Source organism: Asaia prunellae JCM 25354 (genome assembly GCF_000613885.1).
Lineage (GTDB): Bacteria > Pseudomonadota > Alphaproteobacteria > Acetobacterales > Acetobacteraceae > Asaia > Asaia prunellae.
In genome coordinates this window covers 11,667-30,275 of the sequence record NZ_BAJV01000012.1, presented here as the reverse complement: position 1 = coordinate 30,275, position 18,609 = coordinate 11,667, and the positions used below count along the sequence as shown (strand labels likewise).

General features: G+C 55.9%; 13 protein-coding genes and 3 pseudogenes. 5 read left to right on the top strand and 11 right to left on the bottom strand.

Going from position 1 to position 18,609, the window contains the following annotated elements; all coding sequences use genetic code 11:
- Positions 1 to 118: 118 nt before the first annotated feature.
- The 11 genes and pseudogenes from JCM25354_RS21115 to JCM25354_RS10890 form a co-directional block, all read right to left on the bottom strand.
- Positions 119 to 577, bottom strand: coding sequence for a glycosyltransferase (locus JCM25354_RS21115; RefSeq protein ID WP_159103483.1), 459 nt, complete (start codon positions 575 to 577; stop codon positions 119 to 121).
- Between the two features lie 2 nt (positions 578 to 579).
- Positions 580 to 1,482 carry a dTDP-4-dehydrorhamnose reductase gene (rfbD, locus tag JCM25354_RS10935; RefSeq protein ID WP_025886051.1) on the bottom strand — a complete coding sequence of 301 codons (903 nt, stop codon included), beginning with the start codon at positions 1,480 to 1,482 and terminating at the stop codon, positions 580 to 582.
- Entirely contained in the window at positions 1,479 to 2,039 is a 561-nt protein-coding gene (rfbC, locus tag JCM25354_RS10930; RefSeq protein WP_025886050.1) for a dTDP-4-dehydrorhamnose 3,5-epimerase, read from the bottom strand. The genes rfbD and rfbC overlap by 4 nt, the downstream gene beginning before the upstream one ends.
- Before the next feature lie 10 nt (positions 2,040 to 2,049).
- Entirely contained in the window at positions 2,050 to 2,958 is a 909-nt protein-coding gene (gene rfbA / locus JCM25354_RS10925) for a glucose-1-phosphate thymidylyltransferase RfbA (protein WP_025886049.1), read from the bottom strand.
- Positions 2,955 to 4,010 (bottom strand): dTDP-glucose 4,6-dehydratase, encoded by a 1,056-nt coding sequence (gene rfbB / locus JCM25354_RS10920; RefSeq protein WP_025886048.1) that lies wholly within the window; start codon positions 4,008 to 4,010, stop codon positions 2,955 to 2,957. The genes rfbA and rfbB overlap by 4 nt, the downstream gene beginning before the upstream one ends.
- A gap of 462 nt (positions 4,011 to 4,472) precedes the next feature.
- Positions 4,473 to 5,810: an MATE family efflux transporter gene (locus JCM25354_RS10915; RefSeq protein ID WP_025886047.1), complete on the bottom strand. Its 1,338-nt coding sequence runs from the start codon at positions 5,808 to 5,810 to the stop codon at positions 4,473 to 4,475.
- A 298-nt stretch (positions 5,811 to 6,108) separates the two neighbouring features.
- Positions 6,109 to 7,902 (bottom strand): DUF885 domain-containing protein, encoded by a 1,794-nt coding sequence (locus JCM25354_RS10910; RefSeq protein WP_025886046.1) that lies wholly within the window; start codon positions 7,900 to 7,902, stop codon positions 6,109 to 6,111.
- A 48-nt stretch (positions 7,903 to 7,950) separates the two neighbouring features.
- Positions 7,951 to 9,450, bottom strand: a complete 1,500-nt coding sequence (locus JCM25354_RS10905) for an efflux transporter outer membrane subunit (protein WP_025886045.1) — start codon at positions 9,448 to 9,450, stop codon at positions 7,951 to 7,953.
- Positions 9,447 to 12,538, bottom strand: a pseudogene (locus tag JCM25354_RS18335) (efflux RND transporter permease subunit). The gene JCM25354_RS10905 and the pseudogene JCM25354_RS18335 overlap by 4 nt, the downstream one beginning before the upstream one ends.
- A gap of 34 nt (positions 12,539 to 12,572) precedes the next feature.
- The gene (locus tag JCM25354_RS10895; protein WP_025886044.1) at positions 12,573 to 13,718 is read right to left on the bottom strand and encodes an efflux RND transporter periplasmic adaptor subunit; all 1,146 of its coding nucleotides are present in this window, start codon (positions 13,716 to 13,718) and stop codon (positions 12,573 to 12,575) included.
- A gap of 207 nt (positions 13,719 to 13,925) precedes the next feature.
- Positions 13,926 to 15,068, bottom strand: coding sequence for an AI-2E family transporter (locus tag JCM25354_RS10890; protein ID WP_035447541.1), 1,143 nt, complete (start codon positions 15,066 to 15,068; stop codon positions 13,926 to 13,928).
- 365 nt (positions 15,069 to 15,433) lie between these two features.
- Here JCM25354_RS10890 and pqqA point away from each other — a divergent pair, with 365 nt between their 5' ends.
- The 5 genes and pseudogenes from pqqA to pqqE all read left to right on the top strand — a co-directional run bounded on the left by pqqA (position 15,434) and on the right by pqqE (position 18,607).
- Entirely contained in the window at positions 15,434 to 15,514 is an 81-nt protein-coding gene (gene pqqA / locus JCM25354_RS20730; protein ID WP_023978294.1) for a pyrroloquinoline quinone precursor peptide PqqA, read from the top strand.
- A gap of 90 nt (positions 15,515 to 15,604) precedes the next feature.
- A pseudogene (pqqB, locus tag JCM25354_RS18330) lies at positions 15,605 to 16,514 on the top strand (pyrroloquinoline quinone biosynthesis protein PqqB).
- Positions 16,511 to 17,221 (top strand): annotated as a pseudogene (gene pqqC / locus JCM25354_RS10875) (pyrroloquinoline-quinone synthase PqqC); the annotation flags it as partial. The pseudogenes pqqB and pqqC, both read left to right, overlap by 4 nt.
- Before the next feature lie 31 nt (positions 17,222 to 17,252).
- A complete protein-coding gene (gene pqqD, locus JCM25354_RS10870; protein WP_025886040.1) occupies positions 17,253 to 17,528 on the top strand; it encodes a pyrroloquinoline quinone biosynthesis peptide chaperone PqqD in 276 nt (91 codons plus the stop codon).
- On the top strand, positions 17,525 to 18,607 hold the full coding sequence (pqqE, locus tag JCM25354_RS10865) for a pyrroloquinoline quinone biosynthesis protein PqqE (RefSeq protein ID WP_025886039.1): 1,083 nt from the start codon (positions 17,525 to 17,527) through the stop codon (positions 18,605 to 18,607). Before pqqD ends, pqqE begins: the two co-directional genes overlap by 4 nt.
- Positions 18,608 to 18,609: the final 2 nt, after the last annotated feature.

The window sequence follows — 18,609 nt, the reverse complement described above, 5'->3', positions numbered from 1 at the left end:
AGCCTCCGGTTGAGCAGAACCGTATGACCTGTTGCGATATTCTGAATCAGAGCCGAATGAAAGTCAGGGGTGCGTCTGAGCGCAAGAGAAGGTCCCAGCACCGTCAGCGCCTCATCGGTCAGAAACTGGCGGGCACAATACAGGCTGGTCCTTGCAATGGGACAATCTTCTCTCTTGCCCAGGCGAGCTTCTGAGGCACCCAGACATCGTCCTGGTCAGCAAAGGCAACAAGCGACTCAGACGGAGCGGCATTGAGCAACACAGCATAGGAGCGTGCCACACCAATATTTCCTGGTTCAGGATCAATTTCTATGCAGCGCCCCTGGCCGCGATACTCCTGAAAGGAAAGCATGATGGCACGAGAAGCATCGTGAGAACCATCATCACGCCAGTACAGGCACCAGTCAGTGTCGGACTGGGCCAGAAAACTGTCAAGTTGCTGGTTGAGAAAAGCCTCGCCATTATAGACCGAGAGCAGAATCGTAACGGGCGGCCTCGATGCCGCCCGCTCCGTATCTCTTCCACCCACCGTATACAGATGCGGCGCTGAGGAAATTGTTCTGTTCTGGTCAGTCACCTTCAGGCTGGCTTGGTCGCAAAATGCTCATCGACCGCACGCGCGACGCCATCGCGCCATTCCGGCAGACGAATACCGAAAACCCGTTCGAGCTTGCTGCAATCAAGACGGGAATCCTGAGGACGCTTAGCAGGAGTAGGCCAGTCCTGGGTACGAATGGCCGCCACTTCAACGGGCATGGACTGGCCATGACGGCTGGCTTCCTCAAGAGCTGCGACAGCAAGGCCATGCCAGCTCGTCTCACCCGTGCCACTGGCATGGTAGATACCGGCAAATCTATCCTGCCAGCCCGCTTCGACCTGATCGGCGATCGACAGGATCGCTTTTGCCAGGTCATCAGCACTAGTCGGATTGCCATATTGATCACCCACCACCTTGAGATGGGTATTCTTGGCACCAGCATTGACCATGGTACGCACGAAATTCTTGCAGTGCCCCGAATAGACCCAGGAGGTGCGAAGAACGATGCTGCGCGGATGGGCTTTCAGAACAGCCTGTTCGCCTGCTGCCTTGGTGCGTCCATAAACAGTCTGCGGGGTGACCGGATCAGTCTCTACGTAAGGCGCGCCTTTGTCACCGGCATAGACATAATCGGTCGACACATGAACCAGCGGCACATCGCGCGCAGCGCAAAGACGCGCCAGCTCTGCCGGACCCGTCTCATTGGCGGCCGTCGCACCCTCGATTTCGCTCTCGGCCAGATCGACCGCTGTCCAGGCTGCCGCGTTGACAACCAGAGAAGGGTTGACCCGCTTCAACGTAGCCGCCAGCGTTTCTGGCTGAGCCAGATCGAATTCAGGGCGGCCCACCACCACGACGCGATCGCCTCCGAGCATTTTCAGAGAGGTGGCAAGCTGACCCTGACCACCCGTAACAAGAATGCGTTTTTCCGTTGCCGTGCTCATGAGTAATGGAACCATCCCTTGGCTTCGGTGAAATGCGGAGCGATCTTGTCTTTATCGGACAAAACCACTTCACTTTCGCTGATCGGCCAGTCAATCGCCAGGTGTGGACAGTTCCAGATCACGGCGCGCTCGGATGCCTTGTCATAAAGCGAGGTGCATTTGTACTGCACTTCGGTATTTTCCTGCAGCGTCACAAAGCCATGCAAGAAGCCAGGCGGCACCCAGAGCTGAGACCAGTTTTCTTCCGACAGTTCCGCCGCAACCCATTTACCATAGGTCGGCGAGCCTGTGCGCGCATCAACAGCGACATCCCAGATCGCGCCCTTGGTGCAACGTACGAGCTTGCCCTGAACGAAAGGGGCCACCTGCGAATGCAGACCGCGCAGGACGCCCTTCTGCACCGACAGGCTCTGATTATCCTGAACGAAGGTCAGATCGATGCCCGCATCCACCATCTTCTGATGGTTGTAGGTTTCAGAAAAAAAACCGCGTGAGTCGCTGAAACGCTGCGGCGTAACGAGGATGACGTCAGGAATGGCGAGACGTTCGACTTTCATGGACTGGCTCCTAGTTCCTGCCTGAATGGGTTTGATGAGCAAGCTCAAGCAGCATGCGGCCCAGTTCGGTTTTCTTCTTGGCTTTACCCTGCATAATAAGCTGATCGCGATCGATAAAGCCCATGCGGTAGGCAACTTCTGTGGGCGACCCTACCAGCATTCCCTGACGTGACTGAATGGTCTGCACGAAAAGTCCTGCCTGCATGAGACTATCGGGCATACCGGCATCAAGCCAGGCGCAACCGCGCCCCAGACGATCAACCTGAAGGGATCCCTCTTCCAGGTACATCTGGTTCAGATCGGTAATTTCGAGTTCGCCACGTGGGCTTGGTTTGACCTTCTTGGCGAACTCCACAACACGATGGTCATAGAAATAAAGACCGGTCACGGCCCAGTTGGACTCGGGCTCTGTAGGCTTCTCGACAATGCCGAGGGCTCGACCGCTCTCATCGAAACTAACCACACCGTAACGTTCGGGGTCGCGCACCTGATAGGCGAAAACTGTCGCCCCCTCGGGACGGGAAGCCGCCGCACGCAGCAGCACTCCGAGGTGATCGGCAAAAATCAGATTATCGCCCAGAGCCAGTGCACAGGGTGCACCATCGATCCAGTCTTCTGCAATCAGAAATGCCTGAGCCAGACCATCCGGAGAAGGTTGCTCACGATATTCGAAGCGCACGCCGAACTGTGATCCATCACCAAGAAGACGCCTGAACTGCGGCAGATCATGCGGAGTGGTAATGATCATGATATCCTGAATCCCCGCCAGCATGAGCGTGGTAAGCGGATAGTAGATCATCGGCTTGTCATAGACCGGAAGCAGTTGCTTCGAGGTCGCCAGTGTCATGGGATGCAGGCGCGTGCCCGACCCGCCCGCCAGAAGAATGCCCTTCATCGGTTTGGTCTTTTCAGCGCTCATGCTTTTGTTCCCAGTCTCTGTCCGGTGTAACGACGGGCACGAATGCCTTCCCACCAATGACGGTTGTCGAGATACCATTGAACGGTGCGACGGATGCCCGTTTCGAAATCGTGCTTCGCCTTCCAGTCCAGCGCCTTTTCGGCATGGCTGGGATCGATCTCGTAACGGAAATCATGGCCCGGGCGGTCGGTAACGAAACGGATCAGGCGCTCGCGAGGCCCTGCCGGATCAGGCGACAACTCATCAAGTACGGTGCAGATCGTCTTGACCACATCAAGATTGGTACGTGGCTGACGTGCACCAATCGCATAGGTCTCACCCGGCTGGCCGCGTTCAACTGCTTTTACCAATGCCTCAGCATGATCCTCGACGAACAGCCAGTCACGGATATTCTCGCCCTTGCCGTAAACCGGCAATTCCTTGCCCTCCAGTGCGTTGATCGTTACCAGCGGGATAAGCTTTTCGGGAAAATGCCAGACACCATAATTATTGGTCGTGTTGGTCACGAAAGTAGGCAAGCCATAGGTATGGTACCAGGCACGGACGAGATGATCCGAAGCCGCCTTTGATGCCGAATACGGGCTTCTTGGATCATAAGGGGTTGTCTCGGTGAATGGCGGATCATCGAGTTCGAGATGACCGAACACTTCATCGGTCGAGATATGATGGAAGCGAAATGCCTTCTGGGCTTCTGCGCCAAGCGTCTGCCAGTAGCGGCGGGCAGCCTCGAGAAGCGCATAGGTACCAGTGACATTCGTCTCGACAAACACACCAGGACCATCGATCGAGCGATCAACATGACTCTCTGCTGCAAGATGCATCACGGCATCCGGGCGATATTCGTCAAACAGCTTCTGAAGTTCAACACCATTGACAATATTGACGGCAGCATGGCGATAACGCCTGTCTGCCGACACATCTCCAACTGTTTCTTCCGAGGCTGCATACGTCATGCAATCCACATTGAGAACTTCGTGAGTGGTCTGACGGATCAGATGCCTGACCACAGCAGAACCGATAAACCCGCAACCACCTGTCAACAATATTCGCATCGCCACTCTCAGTCACAGCATTTTCAAAAACGATAAATTCAGATTTCATACCATTTTATTATCCCTCACTACAATCTGTAAGGGAAGAACGAAAAGACGATATACACGACAAAATACAATACCATCATTCACCGCGTTGAAAATGAGGAGAAAAGAAGTTTTTATTCTTTCAGATAAACAAAAATTTGAAATAAATTATTAAAAAATATATGTTTGTATAAAAATAATAATAATTTGTTTTATACGTTTCCTATATAAATTTTAATACACCAAACGCAAACATTTATTAAGTTATTTTATTTTTTAACAATTATTATTTGTTTTTAGCTTAATTTCTATTGAAATATTGTTTTATTATTTCAATATAATTATTGCTGCTTCATATGTTCTATAAATGAAAACATTTACGATATACCTGTGAAATTATATTGATAAACTGCCTATAGTGCCCACTTCCTTAAGTCATATCCGCCTGATGACCCTGAAGGCCGTCAAGGCTGCCAGGCTACCGAAAATCACCACACCCAGAGACTGTCCCACCAATATGCCAATCGGCCCATAGAAAGAGCCAATCCAGACAAAAGGAATTGTACCCAGAGTCGCCCGTCCCCAATTGAAGCCTGTGGAATAGAAAGGATGGCCCAGATTGTTGAACGCTGTATTTGACACGAACAGCAATCCAACAAAAAAATAACTCGCCACCAGCCAACAGCAAAACAATGTGACGATACGGACAGCAACACCTTTCGATGCAAACAGATGCAGGATAGGTGTATGGAATGCGGCCAGAATAGCCCAGGTCAGTATAACACAGAGTGCCGTCAGCTTGAGCGAGGCATAAAGTGTCTCACGCACACGGTCTTTTTTCCCGGCGCCCAGATTTTGCGACATAATCGGCCCGACTGAACCGGTCAGGGCAAACACAAAGGCAAAGGCTACTGGCACAATACGCTCGATCGTTGCCTGACCTGTAATTGCCTCCAGCCCGAAATGTGACATGAAATGCGTGGTAAACAACCCACCTACCGGAGTGGCCAGATTGGTTGCTATGGCAGGCAGAGCAACCGCACCAATTTGCCGCGTTGCCGGAGCGACGGCCCAGAGGCGTGGCCATTCCAGCATCCGATGATCACGCAAACTGAAGAACCCGAAGGCAACAACCGTACCACGGGAGATAATCGTGCTGACAGCTGCACCCGTCAGTCCCAGATTGAAACCAAAAATCAGGATCGGATCCAGAATAGCCGAGACAATGGCGCCCACCACCGTTACCTGCATTGAACGTCGCGCATCTCCCACACAGCGCAGCAACGCCGATTGAGCCATGCCATAACAGACCATCGGCAAGAACGGCGAGACCATATGCAGAAAATGGGCTGCCTGAACGAGGGCTTCTCCTCTGGCACCGAGCAGACTGAGCAAAAACGACGCCAGAACGGCCGTCAGACAGCCTAGAACGGTTGTCACACCGACCATCACCACCATGAAGGCTGATGCAAAACGCCGTGCCCGGATAATCCGTCGCGCCCCGATCAGGCGACCGATAATGGCACCGAGCCCGATCGTCATCCCGATGGATACAGCCACCTGAACATACCCAAGTGCTGCAGCAAACCCGATGGCCGCCGTGAGTGCCGGATCATGCAGATGAGAAATGTACCAGAAATTGAGCAGATCGACCGCAAAAACGGCCATCAGCCCAATCGCCCCCGTCCCTGCCATGACCACGACATGACGCATGATACTGCCATGAACGAATCGTGCAGGTCGGGTCGCCTTGAGATCGACCTCAGGCGCCATAGCCTGTGGTGTCAGGTCATCGGAAGAGGTCTTGTCGGGGGAAGGCGAAGTCAAAGACATGTCCATCCGATCCTGCCCTGTTCGCGAGGCTGTGGGAACGACAGAAATCCGGAATGGAGATTTTTTTATCACTTCCCTTCCGTATTTACAGCACAGCCTCTTGGGGCTCTGTCCTGAGCCCGCAAAGGAGCAGACCTCTGATCCCCTTTTAAAATCAGTCGGCTTTTCAGGAGACAACAGCCCTTTGCCGGGGAGCGGGGCAGAGCCCGCCTCTCCCGGGCCGGAGCGAAATTCCGGCCTATTTACCTGCCTTCACGTCCCTGATCCAGGCATCAACCCGATCGGCCAGCAGGTTCAGCGGCAAAGCCCCACCAGAAAGCACAACATCGTGGAATTTGCGGATATCGAACCAGGCGCCGAGTTCGGTCTTTGCCTTTTCGCGCAGGCGCAGGATCGTCTGCTGACCCAGCATATAACCCAGAGCCTGACCGGGCCAGACGATGTAACGGTCGGTTTCTGCCTGCATGTCAGGCTCGCTGGTGGGCGGATGAGCGTGGAAGAACTCCAGCATCTGGGCGCGGGTCCAGTGCAGATCATGCACGCCTGTATCCAGAACCAGACGGTCGGCACGCAGAAGTTCACCATTCAGGCGGCCATAATCGCTGTAGAGGTCCTTGTAGAAACCCAGTTCCTTGCCAAGGCCTTCGGCATAGAGTGCCCAGCCTTCGATATAGGCATTATAGAAACCCTGCTGGCGGAAAGGCGGCAGGGGCAGCGACTGGGCTGTCGAAATCTGGAAATGATGGCCCGGCACACCTTCATGATAGGCAGTGTCTTCGATCGTGTAGAGATCACGCTTGGCGTAATCGCCGGTATTGACGAATACGATGCCCGGACGTGAGCCGTCGGGCGTACCCTGATGATATTCAGCACCCGCAGCTTCAGCCTCGCGATAGCGCTCGACGGGGCGTACCTCCAGTTTAGTGGTCGGGATCTTGTCAAAATAACGCGTAAGAGCTGGCTCCATCTGCGCGATATATTTACGATAGAGATCAATGATCTGTTCACGTGAGGTCGCATAGAGCTTGGGATCCTTGGCCACAGAAGCACGCAGAGCGGCCAGATCGGCAAAACCAAGCTTGTGGGCAATCTCGGCCATTTCGCCCTCGATCTTCGCAACCTGATCGAGGCCGAGCTGATGGATTTCCTTCGGCGTCATGGTAGTGGTGGTCAGGGTGCGAATATCGTAGCGATAGAGTTCATCGCCACCAGGCAGAGCCCAGACCCCTTCCTGAGCACGACCATGAGCGGCGTAGCCCTGCTTCATGAAAGCCGCCAGACGCTGATAGGCTGGACGCACATCGTGATCGATGGAGGCGAGAATCGCCTTGCGCAGACGCAGCTGATCGGCAGCAGGAACACTGGCAGGAAATTTCGTGACAGGCTCACCAAACGGGCTCTTCTCACCCTCGGGGGCAGCAATCTGCTCGACCTGCTGTTCGGCTTTTTCGAGCAGGAAGCGCGGCGGCATGAGGCCGTCTTTCTCACCCAGTCGGGCCAGGGCGATCACCTGATCAATGGCCTTGGGGATGGCACGCAGACGGGCGAGGTAATCCTCGTAATGCTTCGTGGTATCAAAGGGGATACTGGAGACGAAACCCGGATATTCAAGCTGCGCACCGTTCATCTGGTCGATGGGCATCTCGTAGGTCTTGAGACGGATGCCTTCGAGCGAGTCCTGCAATTGCTGGATGATCATCGCGCGGCTGATCTGGCGCTGGTCATCGAGCGATGAAGGCTTAATAGCCTTGAAGCGCTTGAGATAGCCGGTCAGGACAGGTACCGAACCCTTGATATGGGCGAGAGAAAGATCGCTCCAGCGGTCGTTGTAACGATAATCGCCAATGGAGGTGGCAAGCTCCGGCGCATTCCTGAGCTGATACTGCCATTCCTCGTCGAGCAGCTTGTCAAAGGCCGTCGCCACCTTGCTGTCCGGCGTGGCTACCGGGGCCGGAGAAGCGAGCGCGGTCGTCGCGCCAAGAAGGCAACCGAACCCAAGAAGGGTCAGACGGGATAGACGGGGGGACTTCATCAGCGATGGTTCTCCTGTGCGCGCCGGTTACGCGGCGCGCCAGGAAGGTCAGAACGCCGCGTGCCAGTCTGTCGAGGGAACCTTCATAGCGGTATCGTTACGATGCCACCACCCGCCACCAAGCGCCTGAAACAGGGCGACGCTATCGGTAAAGCGCGTTGCCTTGGCCTGAATGAGGTTGAGGCGTGCCTCGAGTTCGATCTGCACCGCAGCCTGAAGCAGAATCGGGCTGATATCGCCGTAGGACATCTGGCTTTGGGAAATGCGCAGGCTGCGAACGGCAGCATCTTCATTCGCAGCACTGATTGTCAGGGCGTCTGAATCGTCCTGCAGGGCATGAAGCGTATCGGCAACGTTCTGCATCGAGGTCAGCACGGTGTTTTTATATTGTTCGGTGGCCGCCAGAAGATTGTCACGCGCCTGGCGTTCAAGATGCATCAGCTCGAAACCCTGAAAAATAGGCTGTGCCACCATGGCGCCAATCGACCAATTGCCATAACCCGGGGTGAAGAACTGGCTCATGGCATTGATGGCCTGACCCGGCGTGGCTGAAAGCTGCACATTAGGCAGGCGATTGGCAATGGCTACACCAACTTGCGCACTGGCGCTGTGCATCTGTGACTCAGCCGCGCGTATGTCAGGGCGCTGTGCCAGAAGGGCACTTGGCAAGCTGACCGGCAAAGTGGCAGGCAGGCGATAGGTTTCCAGAGGAATCTCGGGCAGAACCTCATTCGGGGTCGTCCCGACAAGGGCAGCAATCTGGTCATGGGCCTGTTCAGCCTGAAGATGCAGCGGCGGCAGGGTGGCCTGTGCCTGAGCGAGAGCGGCCTTCTGGGCCAGAACCTGTGCTTCAGCAATATCGCCAAGTCGGTACTGCTTCTCCATGACATCAAGCAGCTTCTTCTGGGTCGCGATGATGTTGCTGGTAGCCTCGATCTGGGCATTAACACTCGACTGGGTAATGAGCGTGACGATCAGCGTATTGATCAGTGTGTTAGTCGTGGCGATCAGCTGAAAACGCTGCATTTCTGCCTGCGCCGCCTGGTTCTCCACCTGACGACGCAACCCACCCCACAGATCAGGCTGATAGGAAATATTCAGCTGGAGCGTATGAAGATTATAGAGATAGCTGTTGTTTGCAGGAACGGGTGACAAGGCCTGAGATGTCTTGTTGCGTGTTGGATTGAACGAAGCCGATATACTCGGCAGAAGCGGAGCCCCAGCCACCTTGGTCTGTTCATAGGCTGCCTTGAGCGAGGCCTGTGCTGATTTGAGAGACGGGTTGTTCTGCAAGGCACGGACAACAAGAGCATCAAGCTGGGGAGCGCCGAGCGCTTTCCACCATTCCCCGGTCAGATCCGCTCCGACAGTCAGGGTCTGGGCTGCACCAGCCGCACCACTATCTGCCGTACCGTGAATCGAGGCGGGCAAGGCATTACTCTGATACCCTGCATTCCTGAGCATTTCCGGTCGATGGAAGTCGGGACCGATAGCACAACCCGACAGGGCCAAAGCCCCGGCGCAGCCCAGCAAAAGCGATCGTCTCATGATACGCCTCCCGAACGACGCGCCTTGCGACGCTCGATATAATGTTCCATCTCGAAAAAGAAGACGGGCAGCACAAACAGGGTCAGCAGGGTAGCAATGCCCAGCCCTCCCACGACCACAGTCGCCAGACCACGCTGGACATCTGTACCGACACCGGTAGCCAGTGCCGCTGGTAACATGCCAGCGCTGGCTACCGTCGCCGTCATGAGCACAGGCCGAAAACGCTCGCCTGCACCAGCCAGAACAGAGTCGTGAATGCTCAGGCCGGAACGATGATGACGGTTGATGGCCGCAATCATGATGATGCCGTTCTGCACGGCCACACCAAACAACGCGATAAAGCCCACGGCAGTCGCGATATTGAGAGTTTCACCACGCAGATGCAGCGCGATAAGCCCCCCCAATGTGGCAAGGGGCACGACACTCAGAACCAGCACAGCATGACGGAACGTGCCGAATTCCATGAACAGCAGCAACAGCATGATCGAGAACATGACGAGTAGTGCCACACCGAGGCGGGCCTGGGCGCGCTGCTCCTGCTCGAAACTGCCAGCCCATTGCAGGCGATATTTGCGCGGATCGAAATGAACCTGCGAAGCAATGCGTTTCTGGGCGTCTTCCAGATATTGCGAGAGCGGTCTTTGCCCGTTATCGACACGAATGGTGATCTGACGCTCACCCATTTCATGCGCAATATTGCTTTCGCCCATATGCAAGCCAACATTGGCGACCTCTGCCAGAGGTATTGGCGCCCCATCGGTTGAACGCAAAGGCAAAGAACGGATCGAGGCAAGATTGTTCAGATCCTTGCTGCCTACATGAAGCGTCGCATTATAGACCCGATCTTCCACATAGACCTGAGTGATGGCGCCATCGCCGATGGCGTTCTGCACGACCGTACTGATATCAGACACATTGATGCCATAACGTGCCGCCTGCTCACGACGAGGCGTGATCATCAGCTGAGGAATCTGCGGTTCCTGAAAGATCGAGCATCAGCCGTGCCGGGAACATCGTGCAGAATGGCCACGATTTCACGCCCGATACGCCGCAGCTCATGGAAGTCATTGCCATAAACACGCAAAACGAGCGGTGAATGAGCGCCACCGACAAGATCGTTCATGCCGTCCTGAATAGGCTGGCTGATCCCAAAGCTGATCCCGGGAATCTGATAGAGTCGCTCGCGCAGACGCGCGATAAACTGCGCCTTGGTCTCGCCGGTCGCCCATTGATCATAGGGTTTGAGCCCAACAGGCATTTCGATATGCGAGAATGTCCAAGGATCTGTACCGTCATCGTTACGCCCGAGCTGGGTAATGGCGTAGGACGTCTCCGGAAACTCCCTGATGGCCGAGCGTACTTCGCTTGCAATGCGGCTGCCCTCGTCGAGCGAGATACCCGTCGGCAGCTGAACCTGAAGCCAGAGCGCCCCCTCATCAAGATCGGGCAGGAATTCGCGTCCTACCGTTGCGCCCAGAATAAGAACAGCCAGCAGCGCACCACCACCGCCAATATAGGTGACAAGCGGGCGAGCCAGCATGTGGTTCAGGCCACGCTCATAGGCGCGATGCAGCGCCTCAAGAGGGCGATTGTGCCAGATGCGACGGGGCTTGTACAAGGCAAGATAACTGAGCGTCGGAATAAGACAGAGCGCGCAGGCCAATGCACCGATCAGCGCAAAACTGACCGTATAGGCCATGGGACGGAAGAGCTTGCCCTCACTGCCCTCGAACGCAAAGAGCGGGCTATAGGCAACAATAATGATCAGCGTGGAAGAAAAGATCGAACGTCCGGCAATACGGGCAACGCTTAACACCTCGGTGCTGGTCAGTGTCGCTTTTGGCGATTCCTCACGCAGGCGCAGAATGGCCTCGGTGATGACGATGGCCCCATCCACGATCACGCCGAAATCGATGGCGCCGAGCGAGAACAGATTGGCAGCCATACCGAAGAAATGCATCAGCACAAAGACGGTCGAGAGCGCGAGTGGAATGGTAACAGCCGTCACCACGGCACTGCGCGGGCTACCGAGGAAGAGTGTGAGAATAACCAGAACGAGGCCGATACCCTCAACCATGGTCTCGCCGACCTTGTGGGTCGTGGCTTTCACCAGATTATCGCGGTCGATATAGGGCACAAGACGCACATCGAGCGGCTTGAGACGTTCCTGCAACTGGTCAACCACATTATGCACGTTGTCCAGCACCAGAGACGGATTGGCCCCTGACAGCATGGTGACGATACCTTCGATGGTATCGGGGTTGTTGTCCTTGCCCAGAATACCTTCACGAATCTGATGGCCGAACTGCACCTGTCCCAGATCGCTCAGCAGAATGGGTGTGCCATTATGCTGGGCAACCACGATCCGCTTCATGTCATCAAGTGTATGGATCATGCCGACACCGCGCACAATGTAGGATTGCTCACCACGTGTGACACGCCCACCCGCCGCGTTGGCATTGTTGTTCTTGATCGCGTTTACCACGTCATCAGTGCTGAGCCCGTAACGCAGAAGAGCCTCGGGCTTGAGAACAAGCTGGTATTCGCGTGTTAATCCACCGAAATTATTGACGTTCACGATCCCCGGCACCCGCTGGAGCGTCGGGATGACTATCCAGCGCTGCACATCGGAAAGCTGCATCAGATCCATCGAATCCGATTCCAGCGTGTACCGGAAGATCTCACCTGCAGGTCCGGTAATCGGACCGAGCTGGGGCGTCACACCATCAGGCATGCTCGCCGTACCCAGCAATTCAAGCACGAGCTGACGCGCCGTGAAAACATCGACCCCGTCATGAAAGATCAGGGTAATGAGCGAAAGGCCGAAAGTGCTGCTGGAACGGCTTTCGGTTACGCCCGGAACAGCAGCAAGAGCCCGTTCGAGCGGCACCGTGACCTGCTGTTCCATTTCTTCGGCAGCAAGACCTGAAACCTGGGTGGTAACCTGAACGTTGACAGCTCCGAGATCAGGATAGGCTTCAACCGGCAGAACACGCCAGGCATAGCCTCCAGCCAGAGCCAGAAACACGGCACAGATAAAAACGATATGACGGCGCGCAAAGCACCACGAAATCAGGGTCGCGATCACGGATTATAGGACTCTCATCTGCGGCGCTGACAAATCAGTCATTATCATTGAGAAGAATGGCACCACGGGTCACAATCGTCTCACCCGCCTCCAGTCCGGACAGGACACGTACCGTCTCGCCCTCGTCATAACTCACTGTCACAGCGCGCCGACGGAAATGCATGGGTGCTCTGTCCTGCACGAAGACGGTCAGGCGATCATTGTTCATGAGCAGAGCCGTTTTGGGAATAATAACCATTTCCGGCTGTTTTACGGCGATCTCGATATCGGCAAACATGTTCGGGCGAAGCTGACCATCGGTATTGTCGCAACTGATATGAGCAATCACGCGCCGCGTATCGCTGTGCAGGGCCGGTTCAATCGACTGGATTGGCGCCGAGCAATGCCGCCCCGGCAACGCGGTAATCCGGGCTGTCATCTGCTGACCGAGCGAAACAATCCCGACGGAGTCTTCGGGGATTTCAGCATCGATCTGCACCTGCGATATATCGAGTACTACAGTCTGAACTGCGGTCGCATCGGTGACATTGACACCCGGAGCAAGCGTTGTACTGGCGATCAGACCATCGACCGGGGCAATCAGTCGCACCAGACCTTCACCATCCTGATCTGTACGGCTGTTCAGGGATTCAAGACGACGTTCGGCACGCTGACGTTCCGCCTTGGCCTGGGCCAGATCATTAAGGGCGGAATCAAGATCCTTGCGGGCATTACCGCCTATAGCAAGAACATCCTGGGCGCGTTTGACCACACGCTCCTCATAGGTCTGCTGCGCACGGGATTTCATCAGATCGGCATAGGCCTGATCGAGATCGCCCGAGGCCAGCACAGCCAGAACATCTCCTTTATGTACGATCTGTCCGGGTTGCAGATCAGCCTTGATCACATGACCGGTCACAGGCGTCAGGATATTGAAGCTGCGCCTTGGCTCCGCTTCAACCATGCCAGGGATACGCAACCCGTGAGCCAGAATACTGGCTTTGACCGGCTCGACATGAAGTCGTTTCATCAACGGCGAGTCATCCGTGACAATTACCAGACCATTTTCGCGGGTCAGCTGCGCCAGAGGGCGACCGGGACGAGGGCCACCATGCTCGTGAATAATCGTGATAACGATCCCAAGCAGAACGATAGCGATGAACGCTGCCAGACCAAGGCGGCGGATAAGAGGTGCCTGCATTGATCAGACAAGACCATCATAGGAGCGCATGGAAACCTCGGCTCGGGAATTAGAAATATTTTGTTGCATTTGATAGCCGTTCACCCCAGCTTCGCCAAGCGATCTCCAGCCTCAGACCGGTGTTCTAATAGGATAAGCCGACGCAACACGCATGATAATTTCATGTCATATGCGACGCGATCGCTCATTTTGTCGGAACAATGAATTTCAGGGCGTCTTTTCGGGGGCAACCTCGGGACCAAGTGTACGCAGCGACCGTGGCCTTACAGGGCCGCCAAGCACATGGCCAATCGGTGTGAGCGCCCCGATATGATCACAGAAAATCTTGAACACAGCGAGCATGGGAACGGAAAGAAATGCACCGCCAATCCCCCACATCCAGTCCCAGAACAGGAGCGATGCCATGACCAGAACCGGGTTCAGCGTGAAGCGCTTGGCCAGAAGCATGGGGGTGATGGTCTCACCCTCAAGAATGTGAATACAGAGATAGATTGCAGGAGGCAGGAGCGCGAGAAGGAAAGACGGAAAACTGATCAGTGCCACGCAGAAATAGACTACCACGCCTGTTAACGGACCAATGATCGGCACATAATTGAGCAGAAAGGCCAGAACGCCCCAGAGCAGGGGGTTAGGCATGCCGGTAAGCCAGCATTGCAGCAGATTGAGCGCCCCCACGAGAATATTCATGATGGTAATGGTTGCCAGATAAAGCGAGACGTTGCGTTCAATCTGAGTGGTAATCTGGACGATGCGCCGCTTGTCAGAATAAGTCGGCATGATCTCGACAATGCGCCTCAGCAGACTGTCCCCCTCGGTCATGAGGAAGAAGAGCATGAGCAGCATGGTGAACAACTCACCCATGAAAGCCCGTGTCCCGATCAGGAAAGATGACCCCCATATTCGCAGTGTCTCTGCTCCGTTGGAGGCAGAAGACGCTGCGGCGCTCGCCGCGCTGACATGATGGTGACCATTACCGGACATAAGGGCGACCACGCGCAGGTAACCCCGTTGCAGGGAATCGATCGGTCCTTGCAGGAAAGCCAGTTTCTGCTGAAGGGCTGGCAGGCTTTGCGGCACTTTCGTCAACCATGCCGCGGCGGGTACCGAAATGGCTGTCCCGATACATACCACGATCAGAAACATGGCAATGATCAGAAGCAGCGCTGCAATGGGCTTGGGAAGACGCAGCCGCCCATGCACGAAACGCATGGGTCCTATCATGAGCAGATTGACGACCATCGCAAAGACGAAGGGCAGAACGATATCCGCAGCAAAATACAGTGTATAGAACACGGCAAGCAGGGACAGGATCAGAACCCCGACATCGCGTAACCCGAGGCTGTGACGCATCATCGCCTTGCGGATAATACCCGCCTGATGAACATCGCTCTCGATCTCATCGGTTTCACCCGATGCAGGCATGACCTGGGGTGCATCGCGAGAAGGCATATTCCCCTGCTCCGTTTCAGGCAGAGGCGTATCCGAAGTCAGAAGCGGGTCTGACATGGCGGGCGGTTCTTTCCTGAAAGACGGGTTGGAGCGCGTAGCCGGCGCGATCGTCAACGCCGATCAGCTGCCCGGGGTCACAATCGTTGCCATCAACGTGAAGCAGGTTACATTTTATTGGGTTGAATCGCGTTGGCTTGCAACCCATTTTCAGGTTCTATCTTATAGCTATCCCAGCACCCGAACATATTTTGCAAAAGGATATCATCATGGCCTGGAACACCCCGAAGGTTACCGAAATTCCGCTCGGCGCCGAAATCAACTCCTATGTCTGCGGCCAGAAGAAGTAAGTTCTTCATCTGATCGTCGATAAACAACAGCCGCACCCCTCGTGCGGCTGTTGTCGTTTCTGGCCTGTGACTGACTGACCAACCCCGACCATGCTCGATATCATCGTTCTCGGCAGCGGCGCCGGAGGCGGTTTTCCCCAATGGAATTCCAATGCCCCCGCCTGTCGTGCCGCCCGCGAGGGTAAAATTCCGTCCCGTAGCCAGGCGTCCCTCGCTGTCAGCAGTGATGGCCAGAACTGGTTTGTTCTCAATGCCTCGCCTGATCTGCGAGCCCAGATCCTGGCAACGCCTGAATTACAGGCACAGACCGGACTGCGCTCGACCCCGATACAGGGCGTCATTCTGACCAACGGCGAGGTCGATTCCATAACCGGACTGCTGACTCTTCGCGAGCGTGAGCCTTTCAGGCTCTATGCCACACAGGCCACACATACCCAGCTTGATGCCAACCCGATCTTCGAGGCCGTCAATCGCGGGATCGTTCCACGACTGGTGCTGGAAGACCTCTGCCCTGTTGCCCTGCCCAACAAGGATGACACAGAATCCGGATTGATCGTGACGCCCTTCGACGTTCCGGGCAAGGCACCACTCTATGCCGAGCATCTGCCAGTCAGAAAGGCGAGACAATCGGACTCGACATTACTGACGGGCAGCATCGACTGATTTTTCTGCCTGCCTGTGCCGATCTTACCCCGGACATACGCGCCCGTATCCGCAGCGCGGATGCCTCTTCATGGAGGGCACATTATGGCGGGATGACGAGATGATCCACGCCGGGCTCAGTCCCAAGACAGGGCTGCGCATGGGTCATATTTCCATGTCCGGCCCGGAAGGTATCATTGCAACGCTGCATGATGCCCCAGCGCATCGCGTATTCATTCACATCAATAACTCGAACCCCGTCCTCATTCCGGGTTCACCGGAACGCCAGACGGCAGAAGAAGCAGGATGGACCATCGGTGAAGATGGTCTGCGCCTGACATTGGGAGCATCAACATGACGGTTCTTACCCCCGACGCCCTTGAGACCCGCCTGCGTGAAATCGGCGCTGAACGCTATCATAACCGCCACGCCTTTCACCGCGCTTTGCATGATGGCAAGCTCAGCCGCACCCAGGTGCAGGCCTGGGCGCTGAACCGCTATTATTATCAGGCGTCCATTCCCGTGAAGGATGCAACCCTGCTTGCCCGCCTGCCCACTGCTGAACTGCGTCGCGAATGGCGCCGCCGCCTGGAAGACCACGATGGTAACGAACCCGGCTCGGGTGGTATTGCGCGCTGGCTGAAACTGACGGACGGGCTCGGCCTGTCACGCCCCTATGTCGAGAGCCTACAGGGTATGCTACCCGCTACGGGCTTTGCCGTTGAAGCCTATGTGCATTACGTGCGTGATCGCTCCGTTCTGGCCGCCATTGCCTCGTCGCTGACCGAACTCTTCTCACCGACCATCATCAGTGAACGCGTTTCGGGCATGCTGCGTCATTATGATTTCATTTCTGAAGAAACACTGGCCTATTTTGCGCCACGCCTTACCCAGGCACCACGCGATTCAGATTTTGCTCTGGCCTATGTCAAGGAACATGCCCGCACCGCCGAGCAGCAGAAGGAAGTCATCGATGCGCTGATTTTCAAATGCAATGTGCTCTGGACAATGCTCGATGCCCTCGAGCATGTGTATATGGAAGGCCATCCCGCCCCAGGTGCCTTTGCCGGGCTCATACGCCAGAGGCTTTCAGCGATTGAGCATTTCCGAAGACAGCATTCTGAAATTCACACGTGGTCATCGCCTTCAGCATGATCGCGTGCGTGATGTCTGGCTTATCCAGGCACCCGAGAAAGCCTTCATTGCCGATCCGATCGCCGCTGCCATTCTGCAGCTCGTTGATAGTGACCAACCGCTTGGCGTTCTGATCGACACGCTGGCCAAGACCTATCAGGCGCCACGTGAGATCATTGCAGCCGATGTGCAGACCCTGCTCGCGTCGCTCATCGAGCAGAAAGTGCTGGGCGCATGAGTTTCGCGCCGCCTCCGATGAGCCTTCTTGCCGAGTTGACCCATCGCTGCCCGCTCGCCTGCCCCTATTGCTCCAACCCAATCGCCCTCGATCGCCGGGCGTCGGAAATGGAAACGGCGGACTGGCTGCGCGTACTCGACGAAGCGGCTTCTCTGGGTGTGTTGCAGGTTCATTTTTCCGGCGGCGAGCCAATGGCGCGCAACGATCTGCCCGAGCTTGTGCGTCACGCCAGCAAACTCAATCTCTACACCAATCTCATCACGTCGGGCGTGCTCATCAACGACACCACACTCGAGGCTCTAGACACTGCCGGGCTCGACCATATCCAGCTCTCGTTTCAGGATGTTGATGAGGCTGGTGCCGAACGCATTGGCGGTCTGCGCGGCGCTCAGGAAAAGAAACTTAATGCCGCCCGCCTCATCAAGGCACGTGGCATTCCGCTCACCCTCAATTTTGTCGTGCATCGCGAAAATGTAGCGCGTGTGCCCGAAATGCTGGATCTCGCCCATGACCTTGGCGCGGGCCGCGTCGAGATTGCCCACACCCAGTATTATGGCTGGGGCCTGAAGAACCGCGCTCTGCTGATGCCTTCAGCCGAGCAGCTTGAAGCCTCGACCGAAGCAGTCGTGAAAGCACGCGCCCGCTTTGGCAACAGCCTTGCCATCGATTATGTCACCCCTGACTACCACGCCGATCAACCCAAACCCTGCATGGGCGGTTGGGGACAGCGTTTCGTTAACATCACCCCCTCGGGCAAGGTGTTGCCCTGCCATGCCGCCGAGACCATTCCGAATGTGGTCTTTCCCAATGTGGCGACGGAATCGCTCGGTGCGATCTGGCAGGATTCTCCCCTGTTCAATCTGTTTCGTGGCACTGACTGGATGCCCGAACCCTGCCGCAGTTGCAGCCTCAAGGAGGTGGATTGGGGCGGTTGTCGTTGTCAGGCCCTCGCCCTGACCGGCGATGCCTCAGCGACCGACCCCGTCTGTGCCCGTTCAAACCAGCACGCACTGGTTATGGAGGCCTCAACCGCCGGTCACGATGGCGAGTTTCTCTACCGGCGGTTCGGAGCAATCTGAAA